Consider the following 21,218-nt stretch of genomic DNA (forward strand, 5'->3'; position numbering starts at 1 on the left):
GCGCCGTCATGCGACATCCGCATCGACGAGCTCGGCAATGTCACTCACGTCGAGCGTCGCACCGTGCGGCGTGACGACGCCGTGCCCCCACGCCTGCACATGGATGCCGGCCTGCAGGTAGTCGTGCAATGCTTGCGCCGCATGCGGCGGCAGACGCAACGCGACGCCGCTCGTCAGCAACGCGCCGTTCAACTCGCCTTTCGGGCCGTACAGCCCGAACGCGACTTCTCCGCTGAATTCCATCGGCCGTCGAGCCGGTCGCGGCGGCTTCGGGACAGCGTGCTCGGGCCCGGCGTCGACGATGTCGACGCCGCCACGCCCGGTCAGTTGCACGGCCGCGATCATCGCCGCGCGACGCGGCTTGATGCCCCGCACGCGGATGCGGTCGCCCACCGCGACATGGCGCACCAGTTCGCGGCCCAGATGCGGCGGCACGTGAACCTGCAGGTCGCCGTTCAGGATCAGGCCGTCGATTTCTCCGTGCGGATCGAGCAGGAACTGCGTGACGCGGCCGCGCGTTTCGGGGAGGCAGGCGGGATCGATCCAGTGCATGACAGGACTCCTTTCGATGGATTGCGGAACGGCGCCGCGCGTTTCAGCGCGCGACATCGTCATAGAGATTCACGACATGGCCCGGCGCGCCGAACGCCGTGGCCTGCAGCGCTTCGCCGTATGCGTTGCGCGTGCCGTAGCCGATCGCGGCCACGCGCTCCCCGGGCGCAAGCAGCGCGCCGAATTGCCGGGCGGCCGGCACGGTCAGCTTGACGATCGCGCCGCCGTCGAGCATCACGCCGTCCGGCTCGCCGCGCGGCGCGTGCGTCACGCGGCGCACGACGCCGGACACGCTCAGGCGCGCGAGGTTGACGCCGCGCAGCATGGCAGGCACGGGCGCGACGGGCGCGGGCGGCTGATCGGACAGCGACGCGCCGGTGCCGTCGTTGCGGACCACGCGTGCATGGATTTCATCGTCGAAGCGCCGTTCGCCGGCCACCGTGACACGCTCGCCCGACCGCACGAGCGCAGCCAGTTGCGAACCGAGATGCGGCGGCAGACGGACGAGCGTGCCGTCGGTCAGCACGAAGCCGTCGACCGTCCCTTCCGGATTGATCGTCAGGCGCGACAGCGTGCCGGAAACCAGCGCATCCGATCCGGTGTCGTTGCCGGGCCCGACGGGCAAAAGCGCACGCGGCCCGGACGGAGGCGGAGGCGGCATGGCGCCGGCCGGGTCTTGCGCGCGCGGTGCCGGCGGCACCTGCGCCACGCTGACCGTTGCGACGGCAACGAACGCGGCGGCGCAGAGCATGCGAGACGAACGGCGAACGGCGGCGCGGCCTCGCGGCCGCGATCGAACGACAGGCGGGTACGGCTTCATGACGGGTTCCGGCGACGGGTTGCGATGCATCGATATCCGCAATACCCGTGCCAACCCGCGACGCACCGCGCGGCCGTGCGCCGAGCGCCGATGTACGCCCAACGTGTCGGGTTTTCCGACACGTGGCTTCACCGGCTGTCGGCCATTCCGACAGTCGAAACCGCGCGACTCGACGCCTAGTCGTCGCGCTCGATCCCGAGATTCGCCATGCGCGCATAGAGCGACTGGCGGCCGATCCCGAGCTGCCTCGCCGCTTCCGCGCGATTGCCGTTCGCGCGCTCGAGCGCACGCAGGATCGCCGCGCGCTCGACCGTCGCCAGCGCATCGGGCAGCGGCATGTCGAGCAGGTGCGCCGGCACCGCATCGGCGCCCGGCTGGCGCGCGGGCACGGCGGGCAGGCCGAGATCGGCCGCACTGACGGCCGGCCCGGGAGCGAGCGCGGCCGCGCGCTCCATCACGTTGCGCAGTTCGCGGACATTGCCCGGCCAGCGGTGATCGAGCAACGCCCGTTGCGCGTCGTTCGTCAGGTGCAACGGCCGCATGCCAGCCGCGCTACCCAGGAAATGCGCGGCGAGCGGAAGAATGTCGGCCACGCGATCGGCGAGCGGCGGCAGGTGCAGCGGAATGACGTTCAGCCGATAGAAGAGATCTTCGCGGAACGTACCGTTCGCGACGGCCGCGGCGAGGTCGCGGTGCGTCGCGGCCACGACGCGAATGTCGATCGCCGTCGCGCGATCCGCGCCGAGCGGCGTCACCTGGCGCTCCTGCAGCGCGCGCAGCAGCTTGGCCTGCATCGCGGCGGGCATGTCGCCGATCTCGTCGAGAAAGAGCGTCCCGCCGTCGGCCTCGACGAGGCGCCCCGCGCGATCGGCATGCGCGCCCGTGAACGCGCCGCGACGATGCCCGAACAACTCGCTTTCGAGCAGGTCAGCCGGAATGGCCGCGCAGTTGACGGCGACGAACGGCCCCGCGTGCCGTGCCGATGCGGCATGCAGTACGCGGGCCGCCACTTCCTTGCCCGTACCCGTCTCGCCGGTCACGAGCACGGTCGCGTCGCTCATCGCGGCCCGGCCGACCTGCTTTTGCACGTCGCGCATCGCGGCGCTCACGCCGAGCAGTCGCGGCCGGTCCGCCGAAGGCTCGCCCGCGAAACCGCCTTCCACCGGCGCGAGCGCGGGCGGCTGATTCGCCGACACGATGCGTTCGAGCAGTTGCGCGATGTCCCGGCGCCCGATCGGCTTCGTCAGATGATCGAATGCGCCGAGCCGCATCGCTTCGATCGTGTTGTCGCTGGTCGCGTGGGCCGTCAGCATGACGACCGGCATCGCGGCCAGGGCGGGATCGTCGCGCAATTGCGCCAGCACGGCCAGCCCGTCCAGGTCCGGCAGGCGGAAATCCAGAAAGACGCATTCGATGTTGCCGCCGTCGCGCAGCGCGCTCAGCGCGGCCCGGCCGGATGCGGCCTCGACGGCCCGATGGCCGAGATCGGCCAGCGTTTCGGCGAGGCCGTCGCGAAATGCCGCGTCGTCGTCGACTATGAGGATGTTTGCCATGGAATTTCAATCACGAATGCGGCGCCGTCGTCGAGGCGCGCGTGCCCGCCGTGCGCCGCCGCCACTTCGCGGACGACGGTGAGACCGAGGCCCGTTCCGTCCGCGCGCCCGGTCACGAACGGCTCGAAAATCCGCTCGCGCTGCGCGGCCGGCACGCCGGGGCCGCTGTCCGACACGGTGATGCGCAGCCAGTCGCGCCCGGCGAACGGATATCGTTCGGCCGCGAGCGTGACCGCGCCGCCCGCGCCCGCGTGGTGCAGCGCGTTGAGCAGCAGATTGTCGAGCGCGCGCCGCATCTGGTCGGGATCGAAGGCGGGAAAATCCGACGGCCACGCGAGCCGTTCGCCCTGCCCCGCGAGCGACAGCGTCAAGTCGATCGCCTGCCGCTGCGCCAGCTCGCGGTGCGCGTCGACGACCTGCGCGAGCCACGCGTCGACGTCGACACGCGTCGCATGCGGACGCACCGGCTGCGTCAGCGCGAGCAGGCTCGACAACTGCGCATCGATGCGCTCGATCTGCGCGAGGATCACGCGCAGCGCATCCTGCTGCCGCCGGCCGTCGCCGGCCAGCGCGTTTTCCGCCTTCAGCCGCATCGCGCCCATCGGATTGCGAATCTCGTGCGCGACCTGCGCGGCCAGTTTGCCCAGCATCCCGAAGCGTTCGGCCTGCGCGAGGCGCGTGCGGAGCTCGGCGGCCTGCTGTTGCAGCAGGTCGGCGCGCCGCGCCCGCTCGTTGAACGCATCGATGACGCGGTCGAGATCGGGTTCGCCGACGTACGGCAGGTGATGCTCGCGACCGTCGGGCCCCAGCCCGCTCTCGATCCGTGCGAGATTGCGCTTCCATCGGCGCAGCGCCACGGCCAGCGCCGCCGCGATCGCGAGAATCACCGCGAGCACGGCGGCGAGCCCCGTTGCCAGCAATTCCCCGTGCCGGCCCAGCGGCGGGCGCGCGCGTGTCAGCATCCACACGTACAGCCCCGATCCGCCGCGCACCGGACACGCCGCCGCGATCACGGCGTCCTGCGCGCCTTCGACGACGTTCGCCGTCGCGGCATGCGTCGCGGCCGCGGCTCGCAGCGTGCGGAGGATCAGCGGCGTTTCCGCTTCCGGAACGTCGCGTTTGACGCCGCTGCCCTGATAAGTAGGAAACGAATACGCGAGAAAGCCGCTCGCGGCAGGCGCGGCACCGGGCATCCAGAACCCGCCCTCCATGTCCGCGGCACGCGAGAGCACGATGTCGAGGATCGCGTGCATCAGTTCGGGCGCGGGCTCGGCGCCCGCCGACGCGGAAGCGCCGTAACGCGACGCGACCGCTTCGCACGCCGACGCGCCGGCGGCCTTCGCGCCGGCCACCTGCTGACTCTCGGCGGAGCTCGCCGTGACCCAGACGACCGCGACCAGCGTCGCGCACAGCGCCGCGACGAGTGCCCAGAGCATGACGAGTTGGGTGGAAAACGACGGACGCTTCATCGGATCAGGCTGGCGGTCGAGGACGACAGCATAGCGTATTGCATGCGATGTGAAGCCGCCACGGCCGCCATGTATCGTACGGGGCGAGCCGCCAGGGAGAGAAAAACGCGTCGATCGTGCTGCCGAACGGCCGCACCGTCGACGTCACGCGCGGCCGTCGGCGCGCACCCGCGGATACGGCAGCGCGCTTCTACGCGCCGTCCCGCTCGATCCGCTCGACGATGCGCGCCAGCCGAATGATGTCGGTGGGCGCGAAGTCGGCCGCGTCGGGCGGGGAACGGCCGCACTGGTCGGCGATGCGCATCGCGAACGGCCCGGCCGCCCGCACGGAAACACCCGGCACGCGCATCGTGTTTCGTTCCATGGTCCTCCCCTTTTCCGGCACGCGACCGGCCGGCCCGTCACCGCCGGTTCGACCGCGATACCACGTCGATCCACACCGCCAGCACCAGCACCGCGCCCTTGACGATCATCTGCCAGTACGCGTCGACGTCGAGCATCGACATCCCGTTGTCGAGGCTCGCCATCACGAGTGCACCGATCAGCGCGCCGTACACCGTGCCCGATCCGCCGCGCATCGACGTGCCGCCGATGAAGCACGCGGCGATCGCGTCGAGCTCGCCCATCGTGCCGGCGGACGGCGACCCGGCCGCGAGCCGCGCCGTGTTCACGAGGCCGGCAAACGCGCACATCAGCCCCATCAGCGCGAAGATCGCGAGTTTCACGCGATCGGTGTCCACGCCCGACAGCCGCGTGGCCTCCAGGTTCGAGCCCACCGCATAGATGCGCCGGCCGAATACCGTCTGCGTCGCGATCCACGAGAACACGCCGAGCAGCGCGAGCAGCAGCAGCACCGGCACCGGAATGCCGCCGTAGCGGTCGAGCGTCGCGACGAAGGCGAACAGCACGGCGCCGGCGCCGACGATCTTCGCGACGTCCTGCCACAGCGGCGCGACCGCGAGCCGGTAGCGATGCCGCGTGCCGCGCTGCCGCACCACCAGCAGCGCCGCGAGCGCGAACAGCACGACCGCGAGGCCGTCCCCCGCCACGCGCGGCAGATAGCCCTGCCCGATGAACACGAAGCCGTCCGACACCGGCGCGATCGTCGAGCCGCCCGTGACGCCGAGCAGGATGCCGCGGAACGCGAGCATCCCGCCGAGCCCGACGATGAACGACGGCACGCGCCGATAGGTCGACCACCAGCCGTTGAAGAGCCCGATCAGCACGCCGAGCGCGAGCACGGCCGGGACCGTCGCCGCCACCGGCCAGTGGCGGTTGACGTCGAGGATCGCGGCGACGCCGCCGAGCAGCCCGAGCAGCGAGCCGACCGACAGGTCGATCTCGCCGGCGATGATGACGAACACCATCCCGCAGGCGAGCATGCCGGTGATCGACATCTGCCGCAGCAGGTTCGACAGGTTGCGCGGCGTGACGAACGCGCCGTCCGTCAGCACCGAGAAGAACGCCCAGATCGCGGCCACCGCGAACAGCAGCGCGAGGATTTTGTAGCGCACGAAGATGCGTCGCAGCGGATGGCCGCGCGCGACGCGCGTATCGGTGTCCGGCGACACGGGCCGGGAAGACGAAAGTTCGGTGTTCATGTCGTGCTCGCTGCAATGGGTTCGGCCGGACGCCGCGCGGGCGTCAGCGCGGCGCCGAGAATCTGTTCCTGCGTGAGGCCGTCGTTGACGAAATCGCCGCGCAGCTCGCCCTCGCCGATCACGAGCACGCGATCGGCGAGCCCGAGCACTTCCGGCAGCTCCGACGACACGACGATCAGCGCGACGCCGCGCTTCGCGAGCGCGAAGATCAGCCGGTAGATCTCCGCCTTCGCGCCGACGTCGACGCCGCGGGTCGGCTCGTCGAGAATCAATACCTGCGGGTCGGCCAGCAGCATCCTGGCCAGGACCGCCTTCTGCTGGTTGCCGCCGGACAGGCTCGCGATCGGCAGGAACGGATGCGCGGCACGCACCGACAGCCGCTGCATCTCGGTGCGGATCGCGTCGAGTTCGGCGGCCGCGTCGATCCGGCCGCGCGCGGCGAACCGGCGCAGCACCGCCAGCGTGATGTTGTGGCCGACGCCGAGCTGCGGCACGATCCCGTGGCGCTTGCGGTCCTCCGGCACCATCGCGATACCCGCGCGGATCGCATCGGCCGGCGAGCGGATCGCGAGCGGCCGGCCGTTCATCCGCACGCTCGCCGTGCAGTCGCCCGGATACGCACCGAAAATCGCCTGCATCAGCTCGGTGCGGCCCGCGCCGACCAGCCCGGCAACGCCGAGAATCTCGCCGCGCCGCACGCTGAACGACACGTCGTCGACGCGCTTGCGGCGCGGGTTCGTCACGTCGTGGCAGGTCACGTGATGCACGTCGAGCACGACGTCGCCAATCTCGTGCGGCTCGCGCGGATACAGGTCGCGGATCTCGCGGCCGACCATCATCGCGATGATCCGGTCGGTGGTCAGCGCGGCCATCGGTTCGGTCGCGACGTGGCGGCCGTCGCGGATCACGGTCACGGTGTCGCACACCGCGTCGATCTCGTCGAGCTTGTGCGAGATGTAGACGCACGCGACGCCGCGCCGCTTCAGGTCCCGCACGATGTCGAGCAGGATGCGCGTTTCCGACGCGCTCAGCGACGACGACGGCTCGTCGAGGATCAGCAGCTTCGCGCGCTTGTTCAGCGCCTTCGCGATTTCGATCAGTTGCTGGTGGCCGCCGCCGTAGTTCATCACCGGCTGCGCGACGTTGATCGCATCGATCCGCAGCTCGCGCAGCAGCGCTTCAGAGCGTCGCACCATTTCCGCGTAATGCATGCGCCCGCCCGGCAGCGTGATCTCGTTGCCGAGGAAGATGTTCTCGGCGACCGACAGCTCGGGCACGAGCATCAGCTCCTGGTGGATGATCACGATGCCCGCGCGCTCGGTATCGCGCACGCCGGACGCGACGAGCGGCGCGCCTTCCCAGCGGATCTCGCCGTCCCACGTGCCGTGCGGGTACACGCCCGACAGCACCTTCATCAGCGTCGACTTGCCGGCGCCGTTCTCGCCGCACAGCCCGACGCATTCGCCGGGGCGCACGCTCAGGTCGATGCCGTCGAGCGCCTTCACGCCGTCGAAGGCCTTGACGATGCCGCGCATCGTCAGCAAGGGTTCCGTCATTCGTTCATTGCCTCGCAGTAAACGCGGCCGCCGTCGCGGCGGCCGCGCGTCGCGTCCGACGCCCGCTTACTGGCTCGCCAGCTGGGCCTGGGTATAGAAGCCGTCCTTCACGACGACGTCGACGTTGCGCTTGGTCAACAGCGTCGGCTGCAGCAGCACCGTATCGACCTTCTTCTTCCCGTTGTCGTATTGCGCATTGAACGCGGGCTTCGTCCCCTTCGCGAGATCGACGGCAAGCTTCGCGGCTTCGCTCGCGATCAGCTTCAGCGGCTTGTAGACGGTCATCGTCTGCGTGCCGGCGATCACGCGCTTGACCGCGGCCAGGTCCGCATCCTGCCCGGACACCGGCACCTTGCCGGCCAGATGCTGCGCGGCGAGCGCCTGAATCGCGCCGCCGGCCGTGCCGTCGTTCGACGCGACGATCGCGTCGATCTTGTTGTTGTTCGCGGTCAGCGCGTCCTCGACGATCCGCAGCGCGGTCGACGCGCTCCACTCGGGCACCCACTGCTGACCGACGACCTTGATGTCGCCGCGGTCGATCGCCGGCTTCAGCACCTTCAGTTGCCCTTCGCGCAGCATCTTCGCGTTGTTGTCGGTCGGCGCGCCGCCCAGCAGGAAGTAGTTGCCCTTCGGCTTCGCGTCGAACACGCCCTGCGCCTGCAGCTCGCCGACCTTCTCGTTGTCGAACGAGATATACGCGTCGACGTCCGCGTCGAGAATCAGGCGGTCGTACGACACGACCTTGATGCCGGCCTTGCGCGCTTCGGCGACGACGTTGCCGAGCGTCTTCGAGTTGAACGGCACGATCACGATCACGTCGACGCCGCGCGAGATCAGGTTCTCGATCTGGGAAATCTGCCGCGCCTCGCTCGCATCGGCCGACTGCACCGACACCTTCGCGCCGAGCTTGGTTGCGGATGCAACGAAATAGTCGCGATCGCGCGACCAGCGCTCGACGCGCAAGTCGTCGATGCAGAAGCCGATCTCGGGCTTGTCCTTGCTCGCGTGCGCGAGCGGCGTGCCCAGCGCGAACATCGCCAGCGCGGCGGCGCCGGCAAGGGAATTCAGTACGGTACGACGCGTCACGGATTTCATGTCTCCACTCCTTGTTATGGAACCACCTCACGAACCGCGGGCGGCCGCCGGATTGCACCGCCCGCATCGAGTCACTGCCGCGCGCGGGTTCGCGCCGGCGCACCGCCGGTCAGGCGCCCGTCGCGAATACCGGTTCGAGCGCACGGTACAGCGCGCGAAACGTCGGCCGCCGCACGTCGCGATACCACGCGTGCCGCCCGGCATCGGGCTCGCGCACCGCGACGACGCTCGGCTGCGGGCACACGTCGGCAAGCGCCGCATCCGGTTCGAGCGCGAGACGGGCGAGGCGCGCGGCGCCCAGCGCCGGCCCGATCTCGCCGCCCGCGCGCAGCGTCAGCGCACGGCCGCTCAGGTCGGCAAGCATCTGCGTCCAGTACGCGCTGCGCGAGCCGCCGCCGATCACCGTTATGCTGTCGGGCGCGAGCCCGGCCGCATGCAGCGCGTCGATGCCGTCGAGCAGCGCGAAGCCGACGCCTTCGAGCGTCGCGTTCGCGAGATCCGCGCGCCGCGTGTCGGGCGTGAGCCCGTAGAACACGCCCTTCGCGTTCACGTCGTTGTGCGGCGTGCGCTCGCCGCTCAGGTACGGCAGGAACCACGGCCGGCTCTCGCGTGCGTGGGTCTGCGCATCGTCGAGCAGCGCCGCGACGCCGTCGTAACCGGCCAGTTGCGCGGTGAAGTCGATGCAGCCGGCCGCGTTCAGCATCACGGACATCAGGTGCCACGTATCGGGCAGCGCATGACAGAAGCTGTGCACCGCCGATTCGGGATTCGCGCGAAACCCGTCCGACACCGCGAAATACACGCCCGACGTGCCGAGCGACAGCAGCGCGTCGCCGGGCCGCACGATCCCGACGCCCACCGCGCCGGCCGCGTTGTCGCCGCCGCCGGCCACCACCGGAATCTCGCGCAATCCGAGCGCGCGCGCGACGGCCGGCAGCAGCGTGCCGGTCACCGCGTTGCCCTCGAACACGGCCGGCATCTGCGTGCGCGACAGCCCGCACGCGGCGAGCAGCGTATCGTCGTAGTCGCGCTTCGCGACGTCGAGCCACAACGTGCCCGCGGCATCCGACGGATCGGTCGCGAACGCGCCGGTCAGCCGGTAGCGCAGATAATCCTTCGGCAGCAGCACGTACGCGATGCGCGCGAACACGTCGGGTTCGTGCCGACGCACCCACAGCAGCTTGGGCGCCGTGAAGCCCGGCATCGCGACGTTGCCGGCCACCGTGCGCAGCGCGGGCGCGAGCCGTTCGAGCTCCTCGCACTCGGCGTCCGCCCGGCCGTCGTTCCACAAGATCGCGGGGCGCAGCACGTCGCCATGCGCATCCAGCAGCGTCGCGCCGTGCATCTGCCCGGTCAACCCGAGTGCGTGGATGTCGCGCGGGTCGATGCCGGCCGCGCGTGCATCCGCCACGAGCGCGGCGAGCGCGCCGCATGCGGCGTCCCACCAGTCGCGCGGCGCCTGTTCGGACCAGCGCGGCTGCGGCCGGCTCACCGTCAGCGGGCGGTTCGCGCTCGCGCGCACCGCGCCGTCGCGGTCGAGCAGCACCGCCTTCACGCCGGACGTGCCGAGATCGAGTCCGATGTACATGGCGTCAGCGCAGCCCGTAGATCGCCTGGTTCACGATGTTCTCGAGCCGCTCCTGCGCGCCGCTCACGTGCCGCGGGTCGACGCCGCGCGCGAGCGCGTCAGCCGCGAGCGACTCCAGCGTATAGCCGCCCGACAGGATCTTGCGGCCGAACGCGTCGTCCCACTGCGCGTAGCGCTGCCGGCGCAGCGCGTCGAGCCGGTCGTTCTCGACCAGCACCGCCGCGCGTTCGAGCGCGAGCGCGAGCACGTCGATCGCGCCGACGTGACCGTAGAACAGGTCTTCCGGGTCGATGCTCTGGCGCCGCACCTTCGAGTCGAAGTTCATCCCGCCGGTCGTGAAGCCGCCGTGGCGCAGGATCTCGTAGAACGCGAGCGTCAGTTCCTCGACGCTGTTCGGGAACTGGTCGGTGTCCCAGCCGTTCTGCGGATCGCCGCGGTTCGCGTCGACGCTGCCGAACACGCCGAGCGCGAATGCGTTCGCGATCTCGTGATGGAACGAATGGCCCGCGAGCGTCGCGTGATTCGCCTCGATGTTCACGCGGATCTCGTTCTGCAATCCGTACTGCACGAGGAAGCCGTGCACGGTCGCGACGTCGTAGTCGTACTGGTGCTTGGTCGGCTCCTGCGGCTTCGGCTCGATCAGCAGCGCGCCCTTGAAGCCGATCCGGTGCTTGTGCTCGACGACCATCGACAAAAAGCGCGCGAACTGCTCGCGTTCGCGCTTCAGGTCGGTATTGAGCAGCGTCTCGTAGCCTTCGCGGCCGCCCCACAGCACGTAGTTTTCGCCGCCGAGCCGGTGGGTCGCGTCGAGCGCATGGCACACCTGGGTCGCGGCCCACGCGAACACGTCGGGGTTCGGGTTCGTCGCGGCGCCGGCCGCGAAGCGCGGGTGCGAGAACAGGTTCGCGGTGCCCCACAGCAGCCGCACGCCGCTCGCCTGCTGGCGCTCGCCGAGATAGTCGACCATGCGCGCGAAATTGGCCGCGTATTCGCGCAGGCTGTCGCCTTCCGGCGCGACGTCGGTGTCATGGAACGTATAGAACGGCGTGCCGAGCTTCGTGAAGAACTCGAACGCCGCATCGGCCTTCTGCCGCGCGCGCTCGAGCGCGTCGCCCGGCTGCTGCCACGGCCGCCGGAACGCGGCCTGCCCGAAGATGTCGTGGCCGGGCCACACGAACGTGTGCCAGTAGCACACCGCGATCCGCAGATGCTCGGCGAGCGTCTTGCCCAGCACGCGCCGCTCGGGGTCGTAATGGTGATAGGCGAGCGGGTTGTCCGACCGCGGGCCTTCGTAGCGAATCGCGGGAATGTGTTCGAAATACGACATGGCGTCTCCGTGCAGGTTCTTGTTGCGGCGCAACGTGCATCGCGACGACGCACGCGGCCGAATTCGGTTGGCTGGATCGTGCCCCCGCGCCTGCCGCCCGGCAATTGCGAAATTGCGCAGCACGCTTGATGTTTCTTGCCAGCCGCTGCGTGCGGCGCGCGTTCCGTCCTACAATCGCCGTACACCAACCCGCGCGCCGCCGTCCCGGGCGCGCCCCGGAGACAATGGCACCGCGCCCGCAAGACGCGCGCCCCGACACCGAGATGACACGCGCCCCTTCCGCCCAGACACCGCACCGCATCGCGCTGCTGTTCAACGCGAACAAGGTCTACGACCGCGAGATCATCAGCGGCATCGGCCAGTACCTGCACACGACGCGCGTCGTGTGGGACCTGTTCCTCGAAGACGATTTCCGCTGCCGGCTCACCGGCATCGAGCGTTTCGACGGCGACGGCATCATCGCCGACTTCGACGATCCGGCCGTCGCCGACGCGCTCGCCGGCTCGCCGCTGCCGATCGTCGCGATCGGCTCGTCGTACGAGGACCCGGCGCAATACCCGGACGATGTCCCATATATTGCGACGGACAACGCGAAGCTCGTGTCGCTCGCCTATACGCACCTGATCGGCGCGGGGCTCGCGCACTTCGCGATGTACAGCCTGCCGGTCGCACAGGAGAACCGCTGGGCGCAGCAGCGCGAACTCGCGTTCGACCGGCTCGCGCACGCGGACGGGCTCGACGCGCCGATCTATCGCGGGCTGTCGACGAGCGCGTCGGGCTGGAATCACGCGATCGAGCAACTGATCGGCTGGCTGCATGCGCTGCCGAAGCCCGTCGGCGTGATCGCGGTGACCGATGCACGCGCGCGGCATCTGTTGCAGGCCTGCCTGATCGCCGGCATCGCGGTGCCGGAACAGGTCGCGATCATCGGCATCGACAACGATCCGCTCACGCGCACGCTGACGCGCATTCCGCTGTCGTCGGTGATCCAGGGCACCGAGGAAATGGGCCGCACCGCCGCGCATCTGCTGCACCGGATGCTGCGCGGCGCGCGCTTTCCCGGGCAGCGCATTCTCGTGCCGCCGGTCGGCATCAACGTGCTCGAATCGACGCGCCACCAGCCGCTGGCGAGTCCGCACGTGATGCGCGCGCGGCATTTCATCCGCCAGTACGCGTGCCAGGGGATCAAGACCGAACAGGTCGCCGACTATGTCGGCGTGTCGCGCTCGCTGCTCGAGGAGCACTTCCGGCGCGAACTGCAGCGCACCGTGCACCAGGAGATCCTGCGCCACAAGCTCGAAGCCGCGCAGGCGCTGCTTGCCGGCCGGCAGGCGTCGAGCGCCGAAGTCGCGATCCGTTGCGGTTTCACGTCGCTGCAATACATGTACGCGGTGTTCCGGCGGGAACTCGGCTGCACGCCGCGCGAATATCAGGAACGCGCGGCCGCCACGAATTGACGCCGCCGCCCACCCGACCTCCACTCATGCATATCGATACCGATTCCTCATACCTGACGCCCGGCGTCGCACGCGTACACGCCGAGCCGTGGGGCACGTTGCCCGACGGCGAGCCCGTGCGGCGCTATACGCTGCGCAATGCGCACGGAATGCGCGTCGTCGTCAGCGACCTCGGCGCGACCGTCGTGTCGTGGCTCGCGCCCGACCGCACGGGGCGCTTGGCCGATATCGTGCTCGCGCACGACACGCCGGCCGAATACCTCGCATCCGGCGCCTATCTCGGCGCGACGGTCGGCCGCTGGGCGAACCGGATCGCCGGCGCGCGCTTCACGCTCGACGGCGTCGACTACCTGCTCGACCGCAACGAGAACGGCAACCTGCTGCACGGCGGCGCGAACGGCTTTCATCGCGCGCGGTGGGACGTGCTCGACGATGGCGGCGGGCTCACGCTGCGGCTCGATTCGCCGGAAGGCGACGCGGGCTTCCCCGGCAACGTGAGCGTGCAGGTGCGCTACACGCTCGACGACGACGGCACGCTGACGATCGACTACACGGGGTGGACCGACGCGCCGACGCCGCTGAACCTGACGAATCACAGCTACTTCAACCTGAACGGGCGCGCGGGCAGCGACGTGCGCGGCCATCTGCTGCACATCGACGCCGACGCATTCCTCGAAGTGGACGACGCGCTGATCCCGACCGGCACGGCCGACGTGACGGGAACGGCGTTCGATTTCCGGCAAAGCGCGCCGCTCGGCGCGCGCCTCGACTGGCCGCATGCGCAACTGGCGCGGGCGCGCGGCTTCGATCACTGCTACGTCGTCGGCAACGGCGCGCGCGAAGTCCGGCCCGTCGCGCGAATCTACGATCCGGAAAGCGGCCGCGAGCTGACCGTATCGACCGATCAGCGCGGCCTGCAACTCTATACGGGCAACTATCTCGACGGCCTGCGCGTGAGCGGCGGCACGCCGTGCGTGCGGCACGCGGCGTTGTGCGTCGAGGCGGGCGGGTTCCCGAATCAGGTCAACATGGACGGCCTGCGCGACGACGTGATCGTTCATCCGGGCGACGTGTATCGACAGACCACGCGGTATCGGGTGGGGGTGCATGCATAGCGGGCGGGCTGCATCGCCGGCGCCCGGGTAGCGCCGTGCGAATTCCGGCCGATCGCGATGCCGCGCCGCCTCGCGTGACATTGCGACGGCAGGAAAATGCTTTCTACGATTCGTTGGTTTGAGCGGCGCGGCGCAGCCCGTAGCATGGGCGCGTCACCCATCCTCCAGCATCGGAATGTCCGCGCAAACAGACAAGGTCGTCCATTGGCTGCTGTCCAGCCTGGAGCCGAAAAGCCAGCTTTTCCACGTCGGCCAGTATTGCGGCGACTGGCAGGCGTCCACCGCCGGCCGTGCGAAGGCGAGCTTCCACATCCTCCTGCATGGATCGGCATGGCTTCACTTCGCCGACGGGCGGGACAGCATTCCGGTTGCCGCCGGTGAAGCCGTCTTTCTGTTGCGCGACGTGCCGCACGGGCTGTCGCCGAGCCCGGTCAACCCGCAGGCCTGCGCGGTCGCGGGCAGCCACCCGCTCGAGCGACGCGGGTCGATGCAGCCGCTCGACGCGTCGGTCGACGGCAGCGTCGGCCTTGCCTGCGGTTTCATCGAATTCCACGCCACCGTGTCGCGCGCGATCGTGTCGCTCTTCCCCGAGTACCTGATCGTGCGGCGCGGCGACGACGCCTATCGCGGCATCCACGGGCTGTTCGAGCTGATTCGCGCCGAAGGCCGTCACGGCGTCGACGCGCCGTCCCCGCTGATCGACAAGCTGGTCGAACTGCTGCTGTTCTATGCGGTACGGGACGCCGCCGGGCACGATACCGTCGCCAGCGGGCTCGCGTCGCTGATGCAGCGGACCGGCTTCGGCACGCTCGTCGCCGCGATCATCGACGCGCCCGCCGACGCGTGGACCACCGACTCGATGGCCGCGTTCGCGAACATGTCCCGCACCGCGTTCTGCAAGCACTTCAGCGAAGCGTCCGGCCATCCGCCGATGCAGTTCGTCACGCTGGTGCGGATGCGGCTCGCGGCGGACCTGCTGGAACAGGGCCTGCCGATTTCGCGTGCGGGCGAACTCGTCGGCTATCAGTCGGAGTCGGCCTTTGCGCATGCGTTCAAGCGCACGATGGGCATGCAGCCCGGCGCGTGGCGGCGCGGGCGCGACGACGCGTCGCAATCGGCGGCGCGCCTGCACTAGCCGACGGGCCGGCGCGCCGTCGAAACGCACGACGCGGGACGAACGCACAGGAATCGCGGATGTTCGCGCATTGTCCGGCGGGGGCGCCGCCTCGACAATGCTCTCACTGCCCCTCCGGAGAATCCTGTGAGCCGCCTGCCCTTGCCTACCGTCGAAACCGCGCCCGCACCCAGCCAGCCTTTCCTGGAAAAATCGCAGCGCGCGAACGGTTTCCTGCCGAACCTCGTGCGCTCGCTCGCGAATGCGCCGGTCGCGCTCGAAACCTATCTGACCGTCGCGGAGATCAACAGCCGCGCGGGCCTCACGTTCGCCGAGCGCGAAGCCGTGCAGATCACCGCGGCCGCCGTCCACGGCTGTGCGTTCTGCGTGGCCGGACACACCGCCGCCGCGCTGAAGAAAGCCCATGTCGATCGCGCCGACGTCGACGCACTGCGCGACGGCGAGCCGGTCGCCGATCCGCGGCTCGACGCGGTCGCGGCCTTCACGCGCGCCGTGATCGCGACGCGCGGCGGCGTGACCGACGACGCGCTCGACGCATTCCTGGCCGCCGGCTTCACCGAAGCGAACGCGCTCGAAGTGGTGCTGGGCGTGAGCCTCGCGACGCTGTGCAACTTCGCGAACAACCTGGCGCGCAACGAACTCAACCCCGAACTGGCCGCATACCGATGGGAACCCCGGACACAGGCCGCCTGACGGCGCCCGCACTCGACGCGTCGCTCGCCGACTGGCTCGACGCGAACGCCACGCAGCTCGACACGAGCGCCGCGCTGAAAGCGGACGTCGTGCCGCGTCTCGCGGCGGCCGGCCTGTTCCGGACCGGCGTGCCGGCGAGCCTCGGCGGCGCGGGCGGGACGACCACGGACGCCATCGCGGGCATCGCGGCGGTGGCCGAACGTTCGCTGACCGCGGCCTTCGTGCTGTGGGGCCAGCGCAGCTTCATCGAATACCTGCTGCAAAGCCCGAACGCCGCGCTGCGCGAGCGCTGGCTGCCGGCGCTGCTCGACGGCCGTTGCGCGGGCGCGAGCGGCCTGTCGAACGCGATGAAGTATCTGTCCGGCATCGAGTCGCTTCAGATCGACGCGACGCCGCACGCGGAAAGCGCCGACGACTGGCGGCTGACGGGCAGGATGGCGTGGGTGACGAACCTGCGCACGGAACGGTTCGTCGTGGCGGCCGCGGTTGCGTTCGGCGACGGCAGGCCGTCCGCGATCGTCGCGATTCCCGATGACGCGCCCGGCCTGACACGCAGCACGGATCTCGACCTGATCGCGCTGCGCGGCAGCAACACCGCCGCGCTGCATCTCGACGACGTGCCGAGCGACACCGCGTGGCTGATCCATCCGGATGCGCAAACGTTCCTGCCCGCGGTGCGACCGGCCTTCCTCGGCTTGCAGTGCGGGCTGTCGATCGGACTCGCGCGGCGCGCGCTGGCCCAAGCGCGACGCGCGGCCGAGACGACGCGCGGCATTCTCGGCCCCGAAGTCGAATCCTGCGCGGCCGGACTGGCCGCCGCATGCGCGCAACTGTCGTCCGGCATCGCCGACGGCAGCCTGCGCCTGCACCCGAACCGCCTGTTCGAGCTGCGCATCGCGCTCGCGACACACGTGGCCACGGCCGTGAACCTCGAACTCGAGGCGAGCGGCGGCCGCGGCTACCTGCGCGACGCGGGGCTCGGCTTCGAGCGACGCTGGCGCGAAGCGGCGTTCATTCCGATCGTCACGCCGAGCGTCGTGCAACTGAAGGCGCAACTCGCCGCGCAGACGCGGAGCATCGCCGCATGACGCCGCCGCTGCTGGACGCGCGCCATCTGACGCTCGGCTACGGCGGCGAGCTGCGCACTCCCGTGCTTGCCGATGTGTCGCTGTCGGTCGATCGCGGTGAAATCGTCGCGCTGATCGGCCCGAGCGGGACCGGCAAGTCGAGCCTGCTACGCGCACTGGCCGGGCTGGAGCAACCGCAATCCGGCACCGTGTCGCTCGACGGCACGACGCTGCGGGGCCCACACCCGCGGATCGCGATCGCGTTTCAGGATCCGTGCCTGCTGCCGTGGCTGTCGACCGAAAAGAACGTCGCGTTCGGCCTCGCCTTCGCGCATCAGGCTCGGCTCACGCGCGATCAGCAACGCGAGCGCGTCCGCGCGGCGCTGCGCGCGGTCGGGCTCGAAGCCGCCGCGTCGCTGCGCCCGGCCCAGCTCTCCGGCGGGATGGCGCAGCGCGCGGCGCTGGCGCGTGCACTCGCGCGTCAGCCGCACGCACTGCTGCTCGACGAGCCGTTCTCGGCGCTCGACGAAGTCACGCGCGCCGCGATGCAGCAGTTGCTGGTGAACATCGTGTCGACGACACGCTGCGCGACGGTGCTCGTGACCCACGACATCGACGAAGCGCTGCTCGTGGCCGATCGCATCGTGCTGCTCGGCACGCAAGGGCGCTTCATCGACGCGTGGCGGGTCGATTTCCCGCATCCGCGCGACGCGTTCGTCAGCGAACTCGGCACGATGCGCATCGACATCCTGAAGGCGTTGCAGGCCGGCATGAAGCGCCCGCACGCGTCCGAACTTCATTCCCTGAACTGACCTGACCCGCCTATCCATGTGCCAGATTCCGATGTCGCGCCGCGAATGGCTGAAGCTCGCGGCCCTGTTCACCGCGACGGGCGCCGCCCCGTTGCTCTCGATGGCGAACGCGCACGCCGCGGCCGAACCGGATGCGCCGGTCCGGATCGGCTATCTGCCGATCACCGACGCGGCCCCGTTGCTGGTGGCCCACAACAACGGCTATTTCGCGTCCGAAGGACTGACCGTCGAGCAACCGAAGCTGCTGCGCAGTTGGGCGCAGCTCGTCGAGGCATTCCTGTCGGGCCAGGTCAACGTCGTGCACCTGCTGTCGCCGATGACGCTTTGGGCGCGCTACGGCAGCCGCGCACCGGCGAAGGTGGTCGCCTGGAACCACGTGAACGGCTCCGGGCTCACGGTCGCGCCCGACATCGATTCGCTGCGCGATCTCGGCGGCAAGACCGTCGCGATTCCGTTCTGGTACTCGATTCACAACGTCGTGCTGCAGGACCTGCTGCGTCAGCAAGGGCTCGTGCCCGTGCTCAAGCGGCGCGGGACGCCCGCGGCGAACGAGGTCAACCTCGTCGTGATGGCGCCGTCGGACATGCTGCCCGCGCTCGCCGCGCGCCAGATCGCCGGGTATATCGTCGCGGAGCCGTTCAACGCGACCGCGGAACTGATGAAGATCGGCAAGATCCTGCGCTTTACCGGCGATGTCTGGAAGAACCATGCATGCTGCGTCGTGTTCATGCATGAGCACGATCTAACGCAGCGCCCCGCGTGGTCGCAAAAGGTCGTCAACGCGATCGTGAAGGCGCAGCTGTGGGCGCGCGCGCATCCGCAGGAAACCGCGCAGTTGCTGTCGAAGGACGGCACGCACCGCTATTCGCCGCATACGCTCGCGTCGCTCGACCGCGTGCTGGTGCCGTCGTCGTCGCTGGCCGACACCTATCGCGCGAGCGGCGCGATCCGCCATGCCGACTGGCACGCAAAGCGGATCGACTTCCAGCCGTATCCGTTCCCGAGCTATACCGAGGCGCTGGTTCAACGGCTGAAGCGCACGGTGGTCGACGGCGACGGCGCCTTCCTCGCGTCGCTGGACCCGGCGTTCGCGGCCCGCGATCTCGTCGACGACCGGTTCGTGCGCAAGAGCATCGACGCGGTCGGCGGGCTGAGCGCGTTCGGTCAATCGGGTGCGTTCCAGCGCGAGGAGACCATCGTTGTCTGATGCGCTCGCCTCCCGCCGTTCGTCCGCACCCGACACGCGCCGGGCCGGCGGCTCCCGCTACCCGGCACGCGCGGCCGCGCGATGGCTCGGCGTGGCCGGGCTCGTCGCGACGATCGTCGTCTGGTGGGCCGCGATCCATGCGTTGACCGAGCCCGGCTCGCTCGGCCGGCAGTTCGCGCCGGACAGCGCGCTCGCCAGCCTGCGATCGCTGTGCGCGGACGATCATCTGCTCGAACACGCGCTCGTCAGCCTCCGACGCATCGGCGTCGGGCTCGGCGCGGCGCTGCTGGCCGGCGTCCCGCTCGGGCTGTTGCTCGGCCGCGTGCGATGGGTCGAGCGGATGCTGTCGCCGACGTTCCAGTTTCTGCGCATGGTGTCGCCGCTGTCGTGGATGCCGCTCGCGGTCATGTCGCTCGGCATCGGCGATCGCGCGATCTACTTCCTGCTCGGGTTCGCTGCGTTGTGGCCGGTGCTGATGAGCACGGCGGCCGGCGTTACGCAGATCGACCGGCGCTGGCTGCAGCTCGGCGCAAGCCTCGCGGCCACCCGCCGCGAGCTGCTGGTGCATATCGTGCTGCCCGCCATCGCGGGGCCGCTGCTCAACGGCATCCGGCTCGCGATCGGCATCCTGTGGATCGTGCTCGTGCCGGCCGAGATGCTCGGCGTCAACGCGGGCCTCGGCTACCTGATCCTCGACACGCGCGACCGGCTCGCGTATGCGGAACTGACCGCGGTGATCGTCGTGATCGGCGCACTGGGCTTCACGCTCGACGGCATCGCGCGGGGGTTGACCCGCGCGCTGCTGGCGTCCGACCGCTAGCGCGATGCGCGGCGGCCGGACGAGCCGCTTGCCGCCCGCGTGTCAATTCCACGCATGGCGCGCCGGGCGCGCGCCGTTCAGATAGTAGTTGCCGACGAGGTGATATTTCCAGCGCACCGGATCGTGCAGCGTGTGCGTGCGCGCGTTGCGCCAATGGCGGTCGAGGTTGTGCTCGGCGAGCGTCGATTGCGTGCCGGCCAGCTCGAACAGCTTCTCGCCCGCGAGCAGCGCGACCTCGGTCGTCAGCACCTTCGCTTCGCCCACCGCCACCGACGCCCGCGCGACGTCGTCCTCGGTCACGTCGCCCTTTGCCGTGATCTCGTCGAGCGTGCGCGCCGCGCGTTCGAGCAACGCGTCGGCCGCATGCAGCTGGATGTGCAGCCGGCCGATTTCGCGAATCGTCAGCGGGTCGTCCGCGGCCCGCTCGACGCCGCTGTCGACCCACGGCCGCGCGCGGGTCCGTACGAACGCGAGCGTATCGTCGATGGCCGCCTTCGCGATACCCGCGTCGATCGCCGCCTGGATGATCTGCGACAGCGGGCCGTTGAGCGTCGGCACGTCCGACACGCGCTGCGCGGGCAGCACGTGCGACGCCGGCACGCGCACCGCGTCGAGCACGACCGTGCCGCTCGCGGTCGTGCGTTGCCCGAATCCCGACCAGTCGTCGATCACGGTCAACCCGGGCGTCGGCTGCGGCACGTACGCAAGCCATGCCTGCCGCGCGTCGTCGAGCCCGAGCACCGGCACGTAGTGCGCGAACAGCGCCCCGGTCGAGTAGAACTTGGTGCCGTCGACGACATAGTCGTCGCCGTCGCGGCGCACGCGCGTCTTCAGGTCGAGCACGTGCTTCGTGCCCTTCTCCGAGAAGCCGTTGCCGAACCGCTTGCCGCTCAGCACTTCGGCGAAGAAATGACGCTTTTGCGCGTCGCTGCCGACGAGCGCGATCACGTCGACGAGCCCGAAGTGATTCTGCGGAAGCTGTCCGAGCGACGCGTCGGCCGCGGCGACGATCTTGATCACCTCGGTGAGCGTCACATGCGATACGCCCGCGCCGCCGTATGCCTTCGGCACCGTGATCGCCCACAGCCCCGACTGCGAGAACCATTCGATTTCCTCGCGCGGCAGGCGGCGTTCGCGGTCGCGTTCGGCGGCCCCTTGCGCCAGGCGTTGCGCCAGCGCCTGCGCGACCTCGATCGCCTCCGCATCGTCGGCGATCACGCGGGTCGCCTGCGGTCGTGCATCGGCCGGCCGTTCCTGAATCGTCGCGCTCGTGTCTGACATCGGGCTCTCCTGTCGAATAGTCAAAGCAGTCAATCTAGCAGCGCCGCGCGGGCGGGAAAACCGAGCGATT

19 protein-coding genes are annotated in these 21,218 nt (G+C 70.0%); 8 read left to right on the forward strand and 11 right to left on the reverse strand.

Annotated features, from left to right (window positions below):
* Positions 1-6 precede the first annotated feature (6 nt).
* From CFB52_RS33075 to xylA, 10 genes are all read right to left on the reverse strand, one after another.
* Positions 7-552, reverse strand: coding sequence for a hypothetical protein (locus tag CFB52_RS33075; protein WP_060310308.1), 546 nt, complete (start codon positions 550-552; stop codon positions 7-9).
* A 43-nt stretch (positions 553-595) separates the two neighbouring features.
* Positions 596-1,213, reverse strand: a complete 618-nt coding sequence (locus CFB52_RS33080) for a hypothetical protein (protein ID WP_226094203.1) — start codon at positions 1,211-1,213, stop codon at positions 596-598.
* Positions 1,214-1,548: 335 nt separating this feature from the next.
* Complete coding sequence (locus tag CFB52_RS33085) at positions 1,549-2,925, reverse strand: sigma-54 dependent transcriptional regulator (RefSeq protein WP_059577757.1); 1,377 nt, start codon at positions 2,923-2,925, stop codon at positions 1,549-1,551.
* Positions 2,907-4,394 carry a PAS domain-containing sensor histidine kinase gene (locus tag CFB52_RS33090; protein ID WP_099318519.1) on the reverse strand — a complete coding sequence of 496 codons (1,488 nt, stop codon included), beginning with the start codon at positions 4,392-4,394 and terminating at the stop codon, positions 2,907-2,909. The genes CFB52_RS33085 and CFB52_RS33090 overlap by 19 nt, the downstream gene beginning before the upstream one ends.
* A gap of 190 nt (positions 4,395-4,584) precedes the next feature.
* Entirely contained in the window at positions 4,585-4,758 is a 174-nt protein-coding gene (locus CFB52_RS34905; protein WP_180278299.1) for a hypothetical protein, read from the reverse strand.
* Positions 4,759-4,795: 37 nt separating this feature from the next.
* Entirely contained in the window at positions 4,796-5,995 is a 1,200-nt protein-coding gene (locus CFB52_RS33095; protein ID WP_099318520.1) for a sugar ABC transporter permease, read from the reverse strand.
* A complete protein-coding gene (gene xylG, locus CFB52_RS33100; protein ID WP_059577752.1) occupies positions 5,992-7,551 on the reverse strand; it encodes a D-xylose ABC transporter ATP-binding protein in 1,560 nt (519 codons plus the stop codon). Before xylG ends, CFB52_RS33095 begins: the two co-directional genes overlap by 4 nt.
* Positions 7,552-7,617: 66 nt before the next feature.
* The gene (gene xylF / locus CFB52_RS33105; RefSeq protein ID WP_099318521.1) at positions 7,618-8,646 is read right to left on the reverse strand and encodes a D-xylose ABC transporter substrate-binding protein; all 1,029 of its coding nucleotides are present in this window, start codon (positions 8,644-8,646) and stop codon (positions 7,618-7,620) included.
* 109 nt (positions 8,647-8,755) lie between these two features.
* Positions 8,756-10,234 (reverse strand): xylulokinase, encoded by a 1,479-nt coding sequence (xylB, locus tag CFB52_RS33110; protein WP_099318522.1) that lies wholly within the window; start codon positions 10,232-10,234, stop codon positions 8,756-8,758.
* Positions 10,235-10,238: 4 nt separating this feature from the next.
* Positions 10,239-11,561: a xylose isomerase gene (xylA, locus tag CFB52_RS33115; protein ID WP_099318608.1), complete on the reverse strand. Its 1,323-nt coding sequence runs from the start codon at positions 11,559-11,561 to the stop codon at positions 10,239-10,241.
* Positions 11,562-11,824: 263 nt separating this feature from the next.
* On the opposite strand from xylA, the gene CFB52_RS33125 reads away from it, so the two are divergent.
* From CFB52_RS33125 to CFB52_RS33160, 8 genes are all read left to right on the forward strand, one after another.
* A complete protein-coding gene (locus CFB52_RS33125) occupies positions 11,825-13,018 on the forward strand; it encodes a DNA-binding transcriptional regulator (RefSeq protein WP_099318609.1) in 1,194 nt (397 codons plus the stop codon).
* A 26-nt stretch (positions 13,019-13,044) separates the two neighbouring features.
* Positions 13,045-14,133 carry an aldose epimerase family protein gene (locus CFB52_RS33130; protein ID WP_059608811.1) on the forward strand — a complete coding sequence of 363 codons (1,089 nt, stop codon included), beginning with the start codon at positions 13,045-13,047 and terminating at the stop codon, positions 14,131-14,133.
* Positions 14,134-14,308: 175 nt separating this feature from the next.
* Positions 14,309-15,268 carry an AraC family transcriptional regulator gene (locus tag CFB52_RS33135; protein WP_060310302.1) on the forward strand — a complete coding sequence of 320 codons (960 nt, stop codon included), beginning with the start codon at positions 14,309-14,311 and terminating at the stop codon, positions 15,266-15,268.
* 126 nt (positions 15,269-15,394) lie between these two features.
* Entirely contained in the window at positions 15,395-15,961 is a 567-nt protein-coding gene (locus tag CFB52_RS33140; protein WP_059577736.1) for a carboxymuconolactone decarboxylase family protein, read from the forward strand.
* A complete protein-coding gene (locus tag CFB52_RS33145; RefSeq protein WP_099318523.1) occupies positions 15,934-17,049 on the forward strand; it encodes an acyl-CoA dehydrogenase family protein in 1,116 nt (371 codons plus the stop codon). The genes CFB52_RS33140 and CFB52_RS33145 overlap by 28 nt, the downstream gene beginning before the upstream one ends.
* Positions 17,046-17,840 (forward strand): ABC transporter ATP-binding protein, encoded by a 795-nt coding sequence (locus tag CFB52_RS33150; protein ID WP_099318524.1) that lies wholly within the window; start codon positions 17,046-17,048, stop codon positions 17,838-17,840. The genes CFB52_RS33145 and CFB52_RS33150 overlap by 4 nt, the downstream gene beginning before the upstream one ends.
* A gap of 16 nt (positions 17,841-17,856) precedes the next feature.
* Positions 17,857-19,047 carry an ABC transporter substrate-binding protein gene (locus CFB52_RS33155; RefSeq protein ID WP_099318525.1) on the forward strand — a complete coding sequence of 397 codons (1,191 nt, stop codon included), beginning with the start codon at positions 17,857-17,859 and terminating at the stop codon, positions 19,045-19,047.
* A complete protein-coding gene (locus CFB52_RS33160; RefSeq protein WP_099318526.1) occupies positions 19,040-19,867 on the forward strand; it encodes an ABC transporter permease in 828 nt (275 codons plus the stop codon). The genes CFB52_RS33155 and CFB52_RS33160 overlap by 8 nt, the downstream gene beginning before the upstream one ends.
* A gap of 42 nt (positions 19,868-19,909) precedes the next feature.
* Here the strand turns inward: CFB52_RS33160 and CFB52_RS33165 are convergent, their stop codons facing one another.
* The gene (locus CFB52_RS33165; protein WP_099318527.1) at positions 19,910-21,148 is read right to left on the reverse strand and encodes an SfnB family sulfur acquisition oxidoreductase; all 1,239 of its coding nucleotides are present in this window, start codon (positions 21,146-21,148) and stop codon (positions 19,910-19,912) included.
* Positions 21,149-21,218 lie beyond the last annotated feature (70 nt).

The organism is Burkholderia sp. AU18528, from assembly GCF_002223215.2.
In the GTDB taxonomy this organism is placed as follows: domain Bacteria; phylum Pseudomonadota; class Gammaproteobacteria; order Burkholderiales; family Burkholderiaceae; genus Burkholderia; species Burkholderia semiarida.

Bases quoted from the DNA above. Each gene is read 5' to 3' on its own strand.
- CFB52_RS33075 (WP_060310308.1), bottom strand. From the start codon at position 552: ATGCACTGGATCGATCCCGCCTGCCTCCCCGAAACGCGCGGCCGCGTC.
- CFB52_RS33080 (WP_226094203.1), bottom strand. From the start codon at position 1,213: ATGCCGCCTCCGCCTCCGTCCGGGCCGCGTGCGCTTTTGCCCGTCGGG.
- CFB52_RS33085 (WP_059577757.1), bottom strand. From the start codon at position 2,925: ATGGCAAACATCCTCATAGTCGACGACGACGCGGCATTTCGCGACGGC.
- CFB52_RS33090 (WP_099318519.1), bottom strand. From the start codon at position 4,394: ATGAAGCGTCCGTCGTTTTCCACCCAACTCGTCATGCTCTGGGCACTC.
- CFB52_RS34905 (WP_180278299.1), bottom strand. From the start codon at position 4,758: ATGGAACGAAACACGATGCGCGTGCCGGGTGTTTCCGTGCGGGCGGCC.
- CFB52_RS33095 (WP_099318520.1), bottom strand. From the start codon at position 5,995: ATGAACACCGAACTTTCGTCTTCCCGGCCCGTGTCGCCGGACACCGAT.
- xylG (WP_059577752.1), bottom strand. From the start codon at position 7,551: ATGACGGAACCCTTGCTGACGATGCGCGGCATCGTCAAGGCCTTCGAC.
- xylF (WP_099318521.1), bottom strand. From the start codon at position 8,646: ATGAAATCCGTGACGCGTCGTACCGTACTGAATTCCCTTGCCGGCGCC.
- xylB (WP_099318522.1), bottom strand. From the start codon at position 10,234: ATGTACATCGGACTCGATCTCGGCACGTCCGGCGTGAAGGCGGTGCTG.
- xylA (WP_099318608.1), bottom strand. From the start codon at position 11,561: ATGTCGTATTTCGAACACATTCCCGCGATTCGCTACGAAGGCCCGCGG.
- CFB52_RS33125 (WP_099318609.1), top strand. From the start codon at position 11,825: ATGACACGCGCCCCTTCCGCCCAGACACCGCACCGCATCGCGCTGCTG.
- CFB52_RS33130 (WP_059608811.1), top strand. From the start codon at position 13,045: ATGCATATCGATACCGATTCCTCATACCTGACGCCCGGCGTCGCACGC.
- CFB52_RS33135 (WP_060310302.1), top strand. From the start codon at position 14,309: ATGTCCGCGCAAACAGACAAGGTCGTCCATTGGCTGCTGTCCAGCCTG.
- CFB52_RS33145 (WP_099318523.1), top strand. From the start codon at position 15,934: ATGGGAACCCCGGACACAGGCCGCCTGACGGCGCCCGCACTCGACGCG.
- CFB52_RS33150 (WP_099318524.1), top strand. From the start codon at position 17,046: ATGACGCCGCCGCTGCTGGACGCGCGCCATCTGACGCTCGGCTACGGC.
- CFB52_RS33155 (WP_099318525.1), top strand. From the start codon at position 17,857: ATGTGCCAGATTCCGATGTCGCGCCGCGAATGGCTGAAGCTCGCGGCC.
- CFB52_RS33165 (WP_099318527.1), bottom strand. From the start codon at position 21,148: ATGTCAGACACGAGCGCGACGATTCAGGAACGGCCGGCCGATGCACGA.